A 16,917-nucleotide genomic window follows, 5' to 3' on the forward strand; every position below is an offset into this window, starting at 1 on the left:
CATAATAATTGTGAAAAGAATGCTAGTATTAGTATTTCTTAGAAATAAAAAAATATTACTGGAATTTTGAATTTCCAGTAATATAAATTACAAAACAAAATTATTACACAAATCTATAGACATTCTCTAAACCAAAAGTTATATTTAAACTATTTATATATTGAATAATTTATACTATCTAACCAAGCTGTCTAAAATCTCTTTTGCTACTAGTTTATCGTCAAATTCTACTATTTCATCTTTAATTATTTGGTAGTTTTCATGACCTTTACCTGCAATAAGTACTACATCTCCTTCTTTAGCCATGTTAATCGCTTCTTTAATAGCATCTTTTCTATCTAGTATAACAACATAATTTTCTTTTTCCCTATCTATACCTATTAATATATCTTTTATTATTTCATTTGGTTCTTCATATCTTGGATTATCTGAAGTTATTATAGCAATATCTGAATACTCTTGTGCAATTTTTCCCATAAGAGGTCTTTTTTCTTTTTCTCTATTACCTCCGCATCCAAAAACTGTGATTATTCTTTTTTTTGCAAAATCCTTTATACTATTTAATACATTATCTAAGGCATCAGGCGTGTGTGCATAATCTACAAATACGTGAATATCTTTGTTATTTTCCACTTTTTCAAATCTTCCATTTACACCTTTTAGTATACTTATTCTATTTACTATTTCATCTACATCCATATTTAATATATAACAAGCACAAATAACAGCAAGACAGTTGTAAACTGTAAATTGTCCCACCATATTTAAAGATACTTCTCTTTGAAAATCATTGGGACCATGTAAAGTAAATACTGTCTTATCTTCATAAAGTTTTACATCCTTAGCTCTAAAAGTAGCACCATAGTTTATACCATAGGTATAATAAGGTACTCCCAAAGTTTTAATATTATCCAATATTATTCTTCCATTAATATCATCTATATTAATAATATTTGCGCTTGTAGTCATATAAAATAAGGATTCCTTAGCTTTTCTATAATTCTCAAATGTTTTATGAAAATCTAGATGATCTTCTGTCAAGTTTGTAAATATGCCTATTTTGTATTTCATATTTTCTACTCTTTTCAAAGCCAAGGCATGAGAAGAAACTTCCATAGTACAATATTTACAATCATTATTTATCATATTATTCAAACTCTTTTGTATTTCAATATTATTAGGTGTTGTGTTTTTATTTAAATAATTATTTTTTCCATCAAATATGCCTATAGTTCCAATAAATCCGCATTTTTCATCTTGACTAAGTATGTCTTTCAAAAATGATGACACACTTGTCTTTCCATTAGTGCCTGTTACACCTATTAATTGAATTTTTTCACTTGGATTTTTGTAGAAATTTCTCCCTAAAGTAGATATAACTTCATTTGTACTTCTTACTTTTATATAAGTTAAATTATCATCTTTTTGTACATCTTCTTCAATTACAAAGGCTACTGCTCCCTTTGCCTTTGCACTTTCAATGAATTTATGACCATTAACATTAGCTCCATTAATACAAACTAATAAATCCCCTTCTTTTACGTTTCGTGAATCATATTCTAGCCCTTTTATTTCCACATCTTTGGGGCCTGATAACAAAATTATTTCTATATCTTTTAAAAGATCTTCTAATTTCATGATATCACCCTTCAATTTTTATTTTCTTCTTGATACAATTTAAGTTTACTTAAAACATCTTCATTACTTCTAAAAAAGTTTATTAGCTCTTCAATTTTCATCAATGTTTCAACATTTATTGTATGTTCTATGGTTTCTGTTTCTTCATGAATAGATTCGTTTATACCAAGAATAGTTAAAAATTCTTTTATGGTATTATGCCTACTTAGTAGTTTTGCTCCTACGCTTTCTCCCAAAGAAGTTAGTTCAATACTATCATATTTTTTATAAATCAACATGTTCTTGTCATTTAATTTTTTTATCATTTTTGTTACAGAGGGTGGTTTAATATTGAGTTTTTTAGAGATATCTTTAACTTGCACCTTATCATTTTCAAGATTTAATCTATAAATCATCTCAATATAATCCTCTTCACTAGGTGTCAATTTATTGTTTTTCATATATTCATTAAAAGTGTAATAATCCTCTCTTCTACTCACAAAAACCCCTCCTATAATTGTATATTTCTAATATGTTTTAAATATTACTATATTTTTTGAACACTTTTTGAACAAGGTGCATAATTTAAATTAAGAATGTTAGCTTAAGCTAAAACTTAGTGTAACAACACTTATTTTCTTGCTTATTGGCCAGGCCAGTTGTCATCGCTACCTTTGTGGCGAAAAATTGTTATGTTTTAGAATCATCTTAGGTAATGACTTTTCAAAATTATAAATAATGGAGGTGCAATATGAAAACACTTACAGACATTCAAATTAAAAACACTGTTAAAGTGGAGGGGTTACTTTCTACAGGAAATTTAAAAGAAAGAATGCTAGCTTTAGGTTTAACTGAAGGAGCTGAAATAGATGTTCTTAGAAAGGGTCCTAAAAATAATTTAACAGTTTATAACATCCGTGGCAGTAAGATTGCTTTGCGTAAAGAAGAGAGTAATTTAATTTTAGTATCTTATATTTAACAATTAATTATTTTAGGGGGATAGCATTATGGGTTTGACACAACAATCTACTAAAATAAAATCTTTAGAAGATATTTTTCATATAGAAAAAAAAGATAATGAAATTATGATTGCCCTAGCAGGCAATCCAAATACAGGCAAAAGTACTGTTTTTAATTATTTAACTGGATTAAAACAACATACAGGCAATTGGCCTGGTAAAACTGTTTGTACTGCCAGGGGGGATTTTTCTTATAAGGATGTTAACTACTCTCTTATAGATTTGCCTGGTACTTATTCCTTGTTTCCTCTATCACAAGAGGAAATAGTAGCCCGTGATTTTATTTGCTTTGGAAATCCTGACGCTGTTATTGTTGTTTGTGATAGTACTTGTATTGAAAGGAATCTAAATCTTGTTTTTCAAGTAATGGAACTTACAGACAATGTAATTTTATGTTTGAATTTATTAGATGAAGCAAAGAAAAAAGGTATCAAGATTGACAAAGACAAATTGGAAGATAAGCTTGGTATTCCTGTAGTTTTAACAGCAGCTAGAAGTGGCCTAGGTATGGATGACCTTAAGGAAACTCTCAATTCAGTGGTAAAAGGAGAATACAAATTTAAAAATAAACCAGTATATTATGATGAAGAAATCGAAAAAATAATAAGCTCTATAAAGGAAGATTTGTATAGTATTATTCCATCCATTAATCCTAGATGGTTGGGCCTTAGGTTAATTGATGGAGACCAAAGTCTTTTAACTTCTTTAAATGATTACACTGAAAATAATATTCTAGACGATTTAAATAATGTTAAAAGTAAAATTCCTGATATTTTTGATAAAAGTAAAATAAGAAGTCACTTTACAAAGACTACTTATGACTATGCAAAAGTTATAAGCGATGACGTTGTAACAATTACAGATAAAAACGCTATGGACAGAGATGAAAAAATAGATAAGATTGTATCCTCTAAGGTCTTTGGCATTCCTCTTATGTTACTTCTACTTTGTGGAGTACTTTGGATTACCATAGAAGGTTCCAATGTACCTTCCTCCATGCTTTCTGATGTCTTATTTTCCATAGAACCAAAAATTTATAATTTTTTTAATAGTATCGGTTTGCCCCTATTGTTAAACGAAATGTTGACTTATGGAATGTATAGAACCTTAGCTTGGGTTGTATCAGTAATGCTACCTCCTATGGCTATATTTTTCCCTTTGTTTACATTACTAGAAGATTTAGGGTATCTTCCTAGAGTAGCTTTTAACCTTGATCATTTATTTAAAAAAGCTTGTTGTCATGGAAAGCAATGTTTAACTATGTGTATGGGGTTTGGTTGCAATGCTGCTGGCGTTATTGGTTGTAGAATAATTGACTCTCCAAGAGAGAGGTTAATTGCTATAATTACTAATAACTTTGTTCCTTGTAATGGAAGATTTCCTACTTTAATAGCCATATCAACCATTTTCTTTAGCTCAGTTATTAGTAGCAATTTTATATCGAGTAGCATTACTGCTATATCTATTACATTGCTAATAATTGTAGGTGTTCTCACTACTTTACTTGTTTCATTTATATTGTCTAAAACTTTGTTAAAAGGAGTTCCATCAACTTTCACTCTGGAGTTACCACCTTACAGACCACCACAAATTGGAAGAGTAATTTACACTTCTATTATAGATAGAACTTTATTTGTACTAAGAAGGGCTATAGTAGTGGCAATTCCAGCAGGAATTATTACATGGATTTTTGCCAATATATATATTGGAGATATAAGTATATTATCTCATGTTGCTAATCTTTTAGATCCCCTTGGAAAACTAATAGGACTTGACGGCTTTATTTTATTGGCATTTATCTTAGGCTTTCCTGCCAACGAAATCGTGGTGCCTATTTTAATTATGAGTTATATGGCTACTGGTAAAATGATCGAGTTTGATCAACTATCAGCATTAGGTGAGTTACTAAAAAATAATGGTTGGACTTATTTAACAGCATTAAATATGATGTTGTTTAGTTTGCTCCACTGGCCATGTGCTACTACACTTCTAACTATAAAAAAAGAAACAAATAGCATTAAATGGACTGCTTTAGGATTTTTAATTCCTACAGCCATAGCTTTTATTGTATGTTTTATTACTACAACTATTTATAATATTATTGTTTAAAAAAAGGATAGATAAATTTACTCCTATACAAATTTATCTATCCTTCTTATTTAAAATTCATTAACTATACTTGAACAATTATTATAATATTTATTATTAACTTTTCTTTCTTCTGTTAAATATAGCAAATCCTAATATACAAACTGCTACAATAAAAATTCCGCTGTATAACCATATTGATGATTGATCTCCTGTTTTCACCGAAGAATTTGAATCATTATTATTGTTAGTATTTTGATTAGTATTATTATCTTGATTATCTAATTTATTGTCATCTTTATCATCACTTGGTTGATTATTGTTGTCATCTTTGTCATTATCACTTGATTGATTATTATTGTCATCTTTGTCATTGTTATCTGATGGATCATTATCATCTGTATTGTCATTGTCTAATTTTTCTTTTTCAAAGACTGCTATAAATTTTGTATCCTCACTTATATTTACAACATACTCTACATCTTCACTTAAAATAGTGTCTTCATCTCCTGATTTCACCCATTTTACAAACTTATATCCTTTATTTGTAGTGACTTTTAGTTTCCACTTAGATGTTAAGTCATCTTCGTTTTTACTCAATAGTTCAAAACTTACTTCTCCACCTTTTTCTTCATTTGTATCTACGCTTACTTGTGGGTATTCTCCTACATATTTGAATTTTGCTACATATTGTGTATCTTTATCTATTGTTACCTCATATGTTGCATTTGTTGACACTACCTCCTCTGAGCCTTTTACTATCCATCCTACAAATTCATAATGTGTATTAGCTTTTGCTGTTAAAATCCATGTTGCTGTTTCTTCTTTTTTATCACTTGATTTCATTTTAGCTTCTGCACTTCCACCTTTTTCATCATTAACTGATACTGTTGCTTCTGACATTTTTACATCTAAGTCTACAAATGTATAGTTGTATTTTTTCGCAAATTCTTCTGCATATGTTCCTTTGTATCCTTTTACTATTTTTAGTGCTTGGCAATATCTAAATACCATTTCAGGATATTCTATATTTGTCAAACTCTTTGGTAGTGTTATTTCTTTCAAGCTTACACAATTTGTAAATACTGAATCTTTTAATACTGCTATTCCTTCTGGTATTTCTATACTCTCTAATGACTTACAACCATTAAACAATGATTTTGGTATCATTTTTAATGATTTACTTGGTAGTTTTGCTGACTTCATTTTTTCGCAACCAGCAAACACTGATTGACCTATTACTTCTACTGTTTCTGGTATTTTTATACGCTCTAATAATATGCAAGTCATAAATGCTCTTGCTTTTATCTCCTTTAATCCTTCGGATAATTCTACTTTAGTTAGTTTTTGACAAGAATAAAATGCTCTATCTCCTATTTCTACTACTTTTCTTCCTTCTACTTCTTCTGGAATTATAACTTCTGTAACATTTTCATCAAGGGGCTCTTTTACTGATAATGTTCCATCTTCTAATACTGTGTATCTTAATGTTTTATCTTGTATATATGCTAACTTAAAGTTTGCCACATACTCTGTATTTTTATCTATTTCTACTTCGTACTGTGCATCTGTTGATACTATTTTATTTGACCCTTTAAGGCTCCATCCTTCAAATTCATAGTTTTCATTTGCTACTGCTGCTAATTTATATTTTGCTGTTTTCTTTTCTGCATCTTCACTTACCTTTTCTACAGTAGCTTTTCCACATTTTTCATCATTAACTGATGCTTTAACTCTTGGTATTGATGTATCTTTATCATCTACACTTATTTCTATATCAGGCATAATATTAAAATAAATATCATTATCTCCATATCCTGCATTAAAGTTTGGTGATAGACCCTCTTGTGGTATTTTGCAATGAGTATCTAGAGGACTTCCCATATGCTGTGCATGTACTTTTCCTTTAGATAATTTGTAAGTACCCTTTTTGTCTATTGTAAATGTTAATGGGCTATTTACAGAATATTGCTTATGAGGACCTTCTATAGTTTCTCCATTTAAGTCATACACTAAGAATGTTCTATCAGGGAAACCTGGATTATATATAGAAGCCATTTTATAAACTGGTAGCTCTAAATTTGTAAAGCTTACACTTGCTTTATTTCCTACTTTAAGCTCCTTACCTTTATTGCTATCATTAGATATGCTTATATCACTTTCCATAGCATCTAATACATAATATAATACATTATCACCAGATGTCATTCTTATTATATTTCTACCAGTCTTTACTTTAATAGTATAGGAACCATTTTTATCTGCTTCGTACTTTGTCCAATTATTGGCAAAATCACTATCTATATGTATTGGATCATGTGTTTCTACTGTAACACCTTTAGTTGGTGTAAAAGTATATTCTCCATATCCCTTACCTTTTACAACTGTTCCATCTGGATATGTTGTATCTCCAGTAAAATATACTGTATCGTATTTTGTCCATTTTCTATCTCTTACTTTAAAATTAGGATCTATATCTCCTCTGCTACCACCTACATTTACTATAACTATTCCTGTTTGTTCTTTATCTATTGCATTAAATCCATATATTCTTTTCTTGTCAAACCCAGGATCACTAGTTGCTTCTTGACCTTCAATTAAAGGATCGTATGTAATTTTAATAACTGCTATTCCTTCTTTTTTACCAGTCATATTTACATATTTTCTACCTTCCTTACCTTTTTCTTCTATAGATAGATTGTCTTTTCCATATATAACTTCATAATGTTTATCTGGTTCAACAAATTTATTTGAAACGGGACTTGTCATTCCCTGCCAAACACGAAATGTTTCTAACTTTTGGGTGTCTCCCACATTCATATTTACATGACTACCTTCATCAGTAATATTTGTATAGATATCATCCCACTTATTACGATAGTATGGATTTTCTTCATAGTCTTCTTTTTTTACTAAATCTAGGGTAATGGCTTCTTTTACTTTCTCTGTATCTAAATAAAAATATGGTTTAGTTGTCTTAACGTATTGCGTATCTCCTCCACCTGCTACTAACTTATAGTGATCTGAGGGCACTTGGAATTTATAACTATCGTATTCTTTGTTTGATGTATCTACAGACAGTGGCTTAACTTCAAAAAGCTCTCTGTATGCTTCTCCATATATATTGTATAGATGAAGACCGGCCCCTTTATTTACTCTATATTCTATTGGATCTTCAGATTTAGATTGTAAATATACTTTTATCGTTCTAGTACTTGTACAATTTGATCCATCAAGTTCAGCACTTACATATGTATATATTTGATCGTTTGAGTCACAATTTTGAGTAGTAAATTTGTAATTTACATTTTTATCTACTGGAGTAACTTTTATTTTATATTTCTTATCTTCTCCTTTAGCTTCTAACACATAATAATAACTCTGATTTATATTTTTCTCATTATCTGTGTATCCTGGCTTTATATCAAGTACATTTCCATCTGGATCTGTTATTTCTATATTTACTTCATTACTATCTTTTTTATTTAATTTATTCTCGTCTATATATATTTCAAACGGGAAAAAAGTTTTTGATTGTTCTTCCTTAGTTTTTTCTACTTGGAACGTTCCTTTTCTACCTATATTTTTTTCATATCCAAAGAAAGTGTATTTATATTCACCTGCTGTCAGATGGTAATATCCTTTCTCAAATTCTTTACCATCTTCTCCCCAATCTGTTTCTACAATTTTTTTTGGCTTTACTATTTCACCGTATCTATTGTATACCTCTAAGGAGGACATATTAGGCCAATCATGACCTTCAATACTATATGTATATGCCTTATCAAAAGTGGCCTTTATCTTCACATCTGAAGAAGGTATTTCAAATGTATATATATAATTAATACCATCAGATTTATCTTGATCTATTTGTCTTTTTATGTCATTTCCGTCTTTGTCTTTTATTTCCAATGTATCCATTGCAAAATTTTCATCTGGTTTTACAGTTAAAGTAACTTTTGTATTTAATTTACCTTCTTTTACATCTACTGATATTTGTCCATTTTCTGTGTCCAAAGTCTTTATTTCATAGGCTTTTTCATCACCTACTGATAAATTTAATGTATAAGGTTTTGATGTCTTTTTTCCATCATTTGCTATGAATTTTAGTTTATAATTCCCTGATTTTTCTGGTTTAAATGAATAATTTGAATCCGCATCTACTTCTTTCTTATTATCAACTGATACTGTATATGTTAATTTGTCATTTTCCTCATCCCTAAATATTTTAGATAAATCTAGGGAATAAGTTTCTCCTAGCTTAATACTAGCACTGTCACTTTCTTTGCTAGGTACTGGAGCCGTGTTTGATTTAATATTTGATTTTATTTTAAATGTATATGTACTAGATTCTATATTTTGGCCTGATCCTGGCCAAGACTTATCACCACATATAACCTTTATAGTTTCTCCATCTAATACTTTTATTTCTTCACTTCTTTTATATCCTTCTTTTGATGTATCTACATCTTCTCCTTTATATACTCTTACTTGGTAGTTTTTATTAGCAGCTGTTGGTTTTACAGTTATTTTATTAGTATCTCCAAGTTCTAGTGTATACTCTTTAGTTTCACTGCTAAATTTAGGTGATAAACTTCCTTTACTAAAATCAATAGCTTTTAATGATGTATCATTTTTACTATAATTCCCACCTATATCTGCTCCAAAATTAGTAGTATACATTACTCTAATTTCATCATTAGTCTTTACCTTAAATGCCCCAAATCCTAGATTAACAAACCAATCATTTTTAGTTCCCATCCATCCTGAACTAGATCCACCGTCAAATGCTTCCAGTCCATTGATTTCACTTATGTAATTATTTTCTGCACCTGTTTGTGTAGCTTTTACCTTATCTAGTGCTTTAACTATTGCATCCATCATAGTCATATTGTCTTCAATTTTTACCCAATCATCTACTAAAGTTCCATCCCATGCTGCTCCATCTTTTTTAGAGTACGTAGTATTTTCTACTATTACATGTACTTTTTGTGTTAATACTTCTTGTGCAAAAGATTTTATTGATGATACTGTAGATAAGGTAAACACCATAATAAATGCAAGAAAAGAGCTAATAATTTTTTGACTTAATCTCTTAGTGTTTTTATTCCTCATATCTTTCCCCCCAAATTAAAATATTATAAATCTATAAAAAATTCGCTTCGCTTTAAGCCACTGCGTGGGCGCTATGAAATTTTAGGCAACGACCTTGCTCAAAAATACATTTTTTACATTTCCTAAATGACTTGATATAACTTGATTCCAGAGTTTATCAACAGCGTAAACTTAACTATAATTTCCTTAAATGTAAAAGGGTGCTCTGAAAGCACCCCTTTTATAACAAATTACCAATTATGTAATAAATTTATCATTTTTCTTATTGTAATAATAAATATATTTATTAACACAAATGATTTAATTGTTTACTATTTAGTAGGTAACTCTGACAAGTTTTCTGGGAATTGTACGCTATAGCCTCCATATGCCCAAACAACAGTTTGTCCTAACTCCACATCAAATGTTTCTCCACCAACTTTTTCAGAAACATCTACCATTTTTTGTTCAGAAGTTGCATTTCCTTCGCAATCATATACTCTATACATCCAACCAAGTTCATTTTCCATATATGGATAATCTTTATTATTTATATTTACATTTTTTAAGAATTTACTTCCCCATTGTAAATCATCAACAAAATTATCAGCTACCACAGCTATTGCATCCATTGCAGATGGATAATTTATATTAGATGATACAGCACTTGTTGATACACTTTTTAAAAATTTAAAACTACCGCTTGAAGCATCGTATGCTCTTACATTTACACCAGAAACATCTTGTTGTACATCCCTTGGATTTAATACTACAGTAAAGTCCATGTATCCATTTGTTTTATTTGTTGCTTCTACAACTGCCACCCCTGCATTCTTTGACTTATCAATCTTAGCTTTTCCCTTAGCTGCAAATTGATTTCCTACTGATTCTGGGGCTTGTTTGCTAACACTTACAGCATCTGTACTTCCTTGTACAATATCCCAATTGATAGAATTTGCATCTGCTAAACTATTAAAAAGACTTGTACCATACCAATTGCTTTTTGCGCCTTGAACCATTAAAGGTTGATACGCAGTTACACTTCCTTTTTGAATAGTATAATTATAATCAGTATTATAATTAGTTAAATTAGGATACTCTGTAAAAAAATCAGTTGCAAATGATGTTGCCCCCATAAATAACATTATAGCTGTAGCCATTCCTGTAGTCGCAAATTTTCTAAATCTTTTGTTCATAAAAACATCCCCTTCTTTATTAAAAATATTATTTTTTATAAGGAGGATTAATTTCCATTTCATTATCAAAAATCACAGGAAAAATAAACCTCCGATTATGCCTTCGGACATCTTTCATCATAAGCATATATGCCTGTATTCTGACTAAAGCTCAAACCTACTCTTTACTCCTTCCCAGAGATAACTCCAGTGGTAATAGCAAATTTCGTAACTTATTACAGCAGGGATAATCTGTGGCGGAATCTCACCGCACTTCCAAAATAAAAAATATTTTTCATTTTTTACATATATTAATTATTTATATATTTACATTACTATTTTTTATTATCTATAATATTCAATAAGTTTACAAATTATTACCTCATATTTATTATACAGTATATTTATTCAGACTTTAGTATAGTCTTTTTTCTAACAAAAGTAGTACCATCATAGTACTACTTTTTACACCCTTCATAATATTGTACTTATGTTTTTAGGCAACGACCTTGCTCAAAAATATATTTTTTACACTTACTAAATGAGTTGGTATAACTTCATTACAGAGTTTATCAACAGCGTAAATTCAACTATAATTTTCTAATATGTAAAAAATGCCAGGTATGAAAATTCATACCTGGCATCAATAAATCTTTTTGATTAAAATTCTATACTTCTCTTGGAAGTATAATTTCAAATTCTGTTTTATAGTTTTTTCTAGCATCCACAATTTTTATACTTCCACCATGAGCTTTTACTATTTTTTTACTTATGGCAAGTCCCAGCCCTGAACCTTTTTTGGTACGAGATTTTTCCCCAACCACAAAAGGATTAAAAATATTTTTTCGCATTTCCTTTGAAATTCCATAGCCGTTATCTGCAATATTTATTTTCACCTTGTCAAAATATTCTTCAATTTCAAATAATATGGATAAATCTTTTTTATTATGTTTTAATGAGTTTGATATAATATTTTCAAAAACACGTTTTAACTGAATCCTATCTAACTTGCAATAAATAGGATCATCTGGAATATCAGCTTCCAACTCCACTCCATTTATATCTAGTTCTTCATATTTTCCTGCTAGATAAACTCTACCATATTCACATAAATCTATTTTTTCAAAAACAAATTTGTAATCTGGATGTTCTAATTTGCTATATTCATAAAAAGTATTAATCAATTCATCTAAGTGATCTGCTTTTTTATATATTGTCATAAGATATTGATCTTTTTCTTCTTCTGAAACTAGATTATCACAAACAGCTTTTGAATATCCTTTTATAACTGTTATTGGTGTTTTTAAATCGTGAGATATATCCGCAAGCATTTTTTGTTTTTCTTCTTCCAAGCTTTCACGCTTTTTCTCACTATCATACAACTGCCTTGACATATCATTAAAACTACTACAAATATCACAAAATTCCTGTGGTCCATCATAATCTAAATAATTTTCACGCTCACCGTTTTTAAACTTTACAATTGCTTCATTTAAAATATTAATAGGTCTTTTTACTTTATGATTTAGCCAAGTTATAAATATTATAATTAAGATAATATATATTAGTATAAATAATATAAATGCGCATATGCCAATAGTTAAAATCTTACTACATATTTCCTTAGTAAGAGAAGGCGTATTTATTAAAAGTGTTAACTTTTCATTGTCTTTATCTTTAAAAGAATATTTTCTAATATCATATCCTTTTAGATAAGTTCCTGTTAAATATTTAAACTCATTTTTAGTAAAAGACTTTCTAGTATCTCTCGTATTTGTATATATTAAATTTAATTTATCATCTACCACGTAAATTCTATTATGAATATTGTCATCTTCATCATAATAAGTTATGGATACTGATACATTTTCTTTATTTTTATCATTTTTATATTTTTGAATATCAATATATGGATCGTCATAATAATCATGTATACAGCTTAACTCTCCCTTTGTAAATTCTTTGTTGAATTTTCCAGGCACACTCTCATATATAACCTTATTATTTTCATCTAATAATTGAATGAAAGTATCTTTTCCGGCTAATTTTTTTATACGTGATTTATTAATTTCATTATTTCCATTTTCAGTAATTAAGCTTGCATAATCTACTAATTCATTAATTCTAGGTTCACTAGCAATATCTTTTATTTTATGATTTATACCATGTAATATACATATAATAGAAACTATAATAATTCCTGTAAAAACAATGTAATTTCCAACTAAAATGGTAAAAAATTTACTTTTCTTTTTTCGCAATTTTATATCCTATCCCTCTCACAGTTTTTATATACTTAGGATTTTTAGAATCATCTTCAACCTTTTCACGCAGTCGAGAAATATGAACCATCATAGTATTATTGTCACTTTCAATATACTCTCCATTAATTGCTTCGCATATTTGCAGCTTTGTATATACTTTTCCTGGTGTTTTCATAAGAAGAGCCAAAATTTTATATTCTGTAGGTGTTACTACAACTTCTTTTCCTTTTTTGTAAAGAGCTAACTTTTGTGTATCTAAAATTAAGTCACCTACTATTAATTGTACTTCTTCATCTTTTGGCGCTACTATTTTATTAAAATCATAAAATCTTCTTAAGTTAGAATTAATTCTTGCCACTATTTCCAATGGATTAAATGGCTTTGTCATATAATCATCTGCACCTAAATTCAATCCCATTATCTTATCACTATCTTCGTTTTTAGCAGATAAAATTATTATTGGAATAGTATATTTTGATCTTATTCTCATGGTTAATTCATAACCATCCATTTTTGGCATCATAATATCCATTACTACTAAATCAACTTTTATATTTTCTATTATCTGTAATGCATCTAATCCGTTTTGAGCAGAAATTACTCTATGCCCATCATTTTCAAGATAAATCTTTAGTAGCTTTATTATGTCTATATCGTCTTCTACAACAAGTATATTATATGTCAAAATTTTCACCTCTTCTTTTTCTAGTAACTTTAATGTAATGATTTCCTCTGATGTTTAAAAGATAAGTGGTAGCAAGAACAATGCCACTTAATAGTACTAATAAATAAAAACTTATTCCTCTACTTACAAGCATAGACGAGCTTAAAAGTTGAACTGGGAACAAAGTTTTGTAAATAAGCATAAATCCACTTTCACTAGCTCCTACAGCTCCAGGTAGTGGTAATGCAGATACACTAATGTATAAAACTGATTGTAACATAACTACTGTCACAAAAGAATATCCACTTAAACTAGATGCCTTGTATATCCAAAATGAAATACTATGAAGGGCTATTATTTGTATTGTTGTAGTTAATACAATTTTTAAAACTGTTAATTTATTTTCTTTGAAATATTTAGCGCTGTCTTTATATTCTTTCACTTGACATAATGCCATTTCTTTAAATTTATCTACTTTTTTATATTTGATTTTTACTAGAATAAAACAAATAAAATCAATAAACTTTCCTATAAATCTTCTTGAAAAAATTGCTGTTAATATAAATATCATTACTAATGTATTTAAAAAAATTCCTAGTGCAACAAAGTATTTAATATTACCCAAAGTATTAACTAATAATTCATGTTGGGCTATATAGCCTATTATGGCCATAGTAACTGTTACAAACTGAAAACTGGCAAGGTCCATAAGAAGAGCTAAAGATGAATGTGATACTTGAATTCCATCTTTGTGCATATAATAAACTTGCATTGGTTGACCTCCTGTTGCAGATGGTGTTACAGAACTAAAAAATAGGCCTACAATTGCATATTTTATTGAAGTTATAAAATTAATTTCATACTCCATAAGTTTTAGATTTCTACCTATATTTATGCCTTCACAAATAACAAAAGTAAAGCTACAAATTATGCTTATTATTATATAATTTATATTTAAAGTAGAAATTGCATTTATAATCTCTTCTATATTATTATTTTTAAAAATCATATAAAAAGTTAATAAAATTAACCCAATAAATAAACCACCGTTTTTTAATATACTCTTTGGAGAAACTTTTTTACTCATAATAATCCTCCATAGTCAAAAATTTATAGCCTTCTTTCTCCCATGCTGGAATTGCTTTTTCTAAGGCTTTTATTGTCCTCGATGGAGCTTCATCTTTTCCACGTCCATCATGCAAACAGATTATGCTTCCATTTTTACTTCTTCTTAATAATTTATCACATATAACTTGAGATGTTGTATTTTTTTCCCAATCTTGTGCCATTACATCCCATAGTACTTTTATTAAATTATGTTTCTTTGCTTCATGATTTGTGAATATATTGCAATGTCCCCAAGGCGGTCTATAAAATTTCACGTTAATATCTAGTTTTTCCATGGCTTTTACACTTTGTTCAAAATCATATGAAGTATAAGATTTACTCTGATATAAGGCATTTTTATGTTCATAAGAATGAAGACCTATGCAATGACCTTCCTCTTTCATCCTATTCACTATCATAGGATTTTCATCGGCAAAAGTTGCTACCATAAAGAAAGTAGCCTTTATATTATGTTTTTTTAACAAATCTAAAAGACAAGGCGTATACTTTTCATCTGGTCCATCATCAAAAGTTAAGTATAGCACTTTATCATTTGAATTGTTTTTCTTCGTTGGTTTATATTGAAGTTTATATAAATAAGTTGGCACAGTACTATAACACAACAATATTATAACCAAAATTATTATAATTTTTAATAACAAGCTGTTATACCTCCATGATAATAATTAAGTGGTGATGTACTTTGTAATTTTTCTTTTTCAATTACTATATTTTCTTCCATGCTTTTTAAAAGTAATTCATTATTTAGTAAAGATGTTACATCTTCATAAATATCCGTTCCATTTGTCCATATTACCTTACCAATACAACTGTCTTGTATATATAAGGCATTTCCTATTTCTTGATATAAAAATGGTCTAATAACATATAATGGTGTTCCACTAAAAATAGCTTCAAATAATGTTATTCCTCCAGATTTTGAAATTATTAAGTCTGCTTTTTTCATATATTTGTCAACTTTAACTGTATATCCAATTGATTCCACATTAGGATACTTTTCTCTTACACATTCTAGTAGTTTTTTATTTTTTCCTGCTATAAATGTTATTTTTATATTATCATCTTTTGAAAGTTTTTCTAAAAAGTCCATTGCACAAGGCATAAGACCTAATCCTCCACCCATTATTAATACTTCTTTTTTATCCTTTGACTTTTCTATTTTCTTTTCTTCCTTAAAATTTTGTTTAACAGGTATACCACTGATTACTATTTTATCACTATCTACATTTTTACTCAAAAGTGATTTTTTTGTTATGTCGCTGCCTACGAAATATAAATCAGTTTGTTCACTAATCCATTCCTCATTTACAGATATATCTGTAACATAAGTATAAAGAGGAATATTACAATTTCTCATTTTTTTATATGCTGAAAAATATTGAGAGCAAGCTGGAAAAGTAGAAATTACCAAATCAACATCACTATTTTTTAATAATAAATCTACTTTTTTTATAACTGATTTTTTTAGTGGTACACTAGTTCTTTTTGCTACAATTTTATTAAAAAAATTATAAATTAAAGAGAATTTATTAACCATAAAGTTGAAAACTAAATATATTAATTCACTAAGTTTTGGAAATATATACTCTATCATATCTATTATAATAACTGTTGCCTCTGGTTCTTCTCTTAATATTTCTTCTTTCACAGCCTCTGCTGCTGAATAATGGCCCATTCCAAATGCGCCTGTAAATATTACTGCTTTCATATTAATTACCTCACAATCTATTAACTAATTTAAAGTATACATTAATTATTTTCATATTGCCTTTACATTTTCGTAAGATTACGTAAGATTACTGGTATTTTGGCTTACATTTTTGTCACATTTGCTTTTTATTCATTTTTCTTATGATAATAAGCAATAT

At 28.5% G+C, this 16,917-nt stretch carries 11 protein-coding genes and 1 riboswitch; of the genes, 2 read left to right on the forward strand and 9 right to left on the reverse strand.

Annotated features, from left to right (window positions below):
• Positions 1–174 precede the first annotated feature (174 nt).
• Both K0040_RS10175 and K0040_RS10180 read right to left on the reverse strand, forming a co-directional pair.
• Entirely contained in the window at positions 175–1,638 is a 1,464-nt protein-coding gene (locus K0040_RS10175; RefSeq protein WP_228108713.1) for a UDP-N-acetylmuramoyl-L-alanyl-D-glutamate--2,6-diaminopimelate ligase, read from the reverse strand.
• An 11-nt stretch (positions 1,639–1,649) separates the two neighbouring features.
• Complete coding sequence (locus tag K0040_RS10180) at positions 1,650–2,117, reverse strand: metal-dependent transcriptional regulator (protein ID WP_228108714.1); 468 nt, start codon at positions 2,115–2,117, stop codon at positions 1,650–1,652.
• Positions 2,118–2,368: 251 nt separating this feature from the next.
• Here K0040_RS10180 and K0040_RS10185 point away from each other — a divergent pair, with 251 nt between their 5' ends.
• Together K0040_RS10185 and feoB are read left to right on the forward strand one after the other, a co-directional pair.
• Positions 2,369–2,596, forward strand: coding sequence for a FeoA family protein (locus K0040_RS10185; protein WP_228108715.1), 228 nt, complete (start codon positions 2,369–2,371; stop codon positions 2,594–2,596).
• A gap of 28 nt (positions 2,597–2,624) precedes the next feature.
• The gene (gene feoB, locus K0040_RS10190; protein WP_228108716.1) at positions 2,625–4,745 is read left to right on the forward strand and encodes a ferrous iron transport protein B; all 2,121 of its coding nucleotides are present in this window, start codon (positions 2,625–2,627) and stop codon (positions 4,743–4,745) included.
• A gap of 96 nt (positions 4,746–4,841) precedes the next feature.
• Here the strand turns inward: feoB and K0040_RS10195 are convergent, their stop codons facing one another.
• From K0040_RS10195 to K0040_RS10225, 7 genes are all read right to left on the reverse strand, one after another.
• Positions 4,842–9,839, reverse strand: coding sequence for a leucine-rich repeat protein (locus K0040_RS10195; protein WP_228108717.1), 4,998 nt, complete (start codon positions 9,837–9,839; stop codon positions 4,842–4,844).
• A 311-nt stretch (positions 9,840–10,150) separates the two neighbouring features.
• Positions 10,151–11,014, reverse strand: a complete 864-nt coding sequence (locus tag K0040_RS10200; RefSeq protein WP_228108718.1) for a hypothetical protein — start codon at positions 11,012–11,014, stop codon at positions 10,151–10,153.
• 113 nt (positions 11,015–11,127) lie between these two features.
• Positions 11,128–11,318, reverse strand: a riboswitch (cobalamin riboswitch).
• 343 nt (positions 11,319–11,661) lie between these two features.
• On the reverse strand, positions 11,662–13,254 hold the full coding sequence (locus tag K0040_RS10205) for a HAMP domain-containing sensor histidine kinase (protein ID WP_228108719.1): 1,593 nt from the start codon (positions 13,252–13,254) through the stop codon (positions 11,662–11,664).
• The gene (locus K0040_RS10210) at positions 13,235–13,942 is read right to left on the reverse strand and encodes a response regulator transcription factor (RefSeq protein WP_228108720.1); all 708 of its coding nucleotides are present in this window, start codon (positions 13,940–13,942) and stop codon (positions 13,235–13,237) included. Before K0040_RS10210 ends, K0040_RS10205 begins: the two co-directional genes overlap by 20 nt.
• A complete protein-coding gene (locus K0040_RS10215) occupies positions 13,932–15,008 on the reverse strand; it encodes a lysylphosphatidylglycerol synthase transmembrane domain-containing protein (protein WP_228108721.1) in 1,077 nt (358 codons plus the stop codon). The genes K0040_RS10210 and K0040_RS10215 overlap by 11 nt, the downstream gene beginning before the upstream one ends.
• Positions 15,001–15,690: a polysaccharide deacetylase family protein gene (locus K0040_RS10220; RefSeq protein ID WP_228108722.1), complete on the reverse strand. Its 690-nt coding sequence runs from the start codon at positions 15,688–15,690 to the stop codon at positions 15,001–15,003. The genes K0040_RS10215 and K0040_RS10220 overlap by 8 nt, the downstream gene beginning before the upstream one ends.
• Entirely contained in the window at positions 15,681–16,757 is a 1,077-nt protein-coding gene (locus K0040_RS10225; RefSeq protein WP_228108723.1) for an MGDG synthase family glycosyltransferase, read from the reverse strand. The genes K0040_RS10220 and K0040_RS10225 overlap by 10 nt, the downstream gene beginning before the upstream one ends.
• Between the last annotated feature and the right edge of the window lie 160 nt (positions 16,758–16,917).

The sequence above is a fragment of the Terrisporobacter petrolearius genome, assembly GCF_020748185.1.
GTDB lineage: Bacteria > Bacillota > Clostridia > Peptostreptococcales > Peptostreptococcaceae > Terrisporobacter > Terrisporobacter petrolearius.

What these genes read in the sequence shown, in the direction of transcription:
- K0040_RS10195 (WP_228108717.1), bottom strand. Translation starts at nt 9,839, where the DNA reads ATGAGGAATAAAAACACTAAGAGATTAAGTCAAAAAATTATTAGCTCT.
- K0040_RS10215 (WP_228108721.1), bottom strand. Translation starts at nt 15,008, where the DNA reads ATGAGTAAAAAAGTTTCTCCAAAGAGTATATTAAAAAACGGTGGTTTA.
- K0040_RS10175 (WP_228108713.1), bottom strand. Translation starts at nt 1,638, where the DNA reads ATGAAATTAGAAGATCTTTTAAAAGATATAGAAATAATTTTGTTATCA.
- feoB (WP_228108716.1), top strand. Translation starts at nt 2,625, where the DNA reads ATGGGTTTGACACAACAATCTACTAAAATAAAATCTTTAGAAGATATT.
- K0040_RS10225 (WP_228108723.1), bottom strand. Translation starts at nt 16,757, where the DNA reads ATGAAAGCAGTAATATTTACAGGCGCATTTGGAATGGGCCATTATTCA.
- K0040_RS10200 (WP_228108718.1), bottom strand. Translation starts at nt 11,014, where the DNA reads ATGAACAAAAGATTTAGAAAATTTGCGACTACAGGAATGGCTACAGCT.
- K0040_RS10185 (WP_228108715.1), top strand. Translation starts at nt 2,369, where the DNA reads ATGAAAACACTTACAGACATTCAAATTAAAAACACTGTTAAAGTGGAG.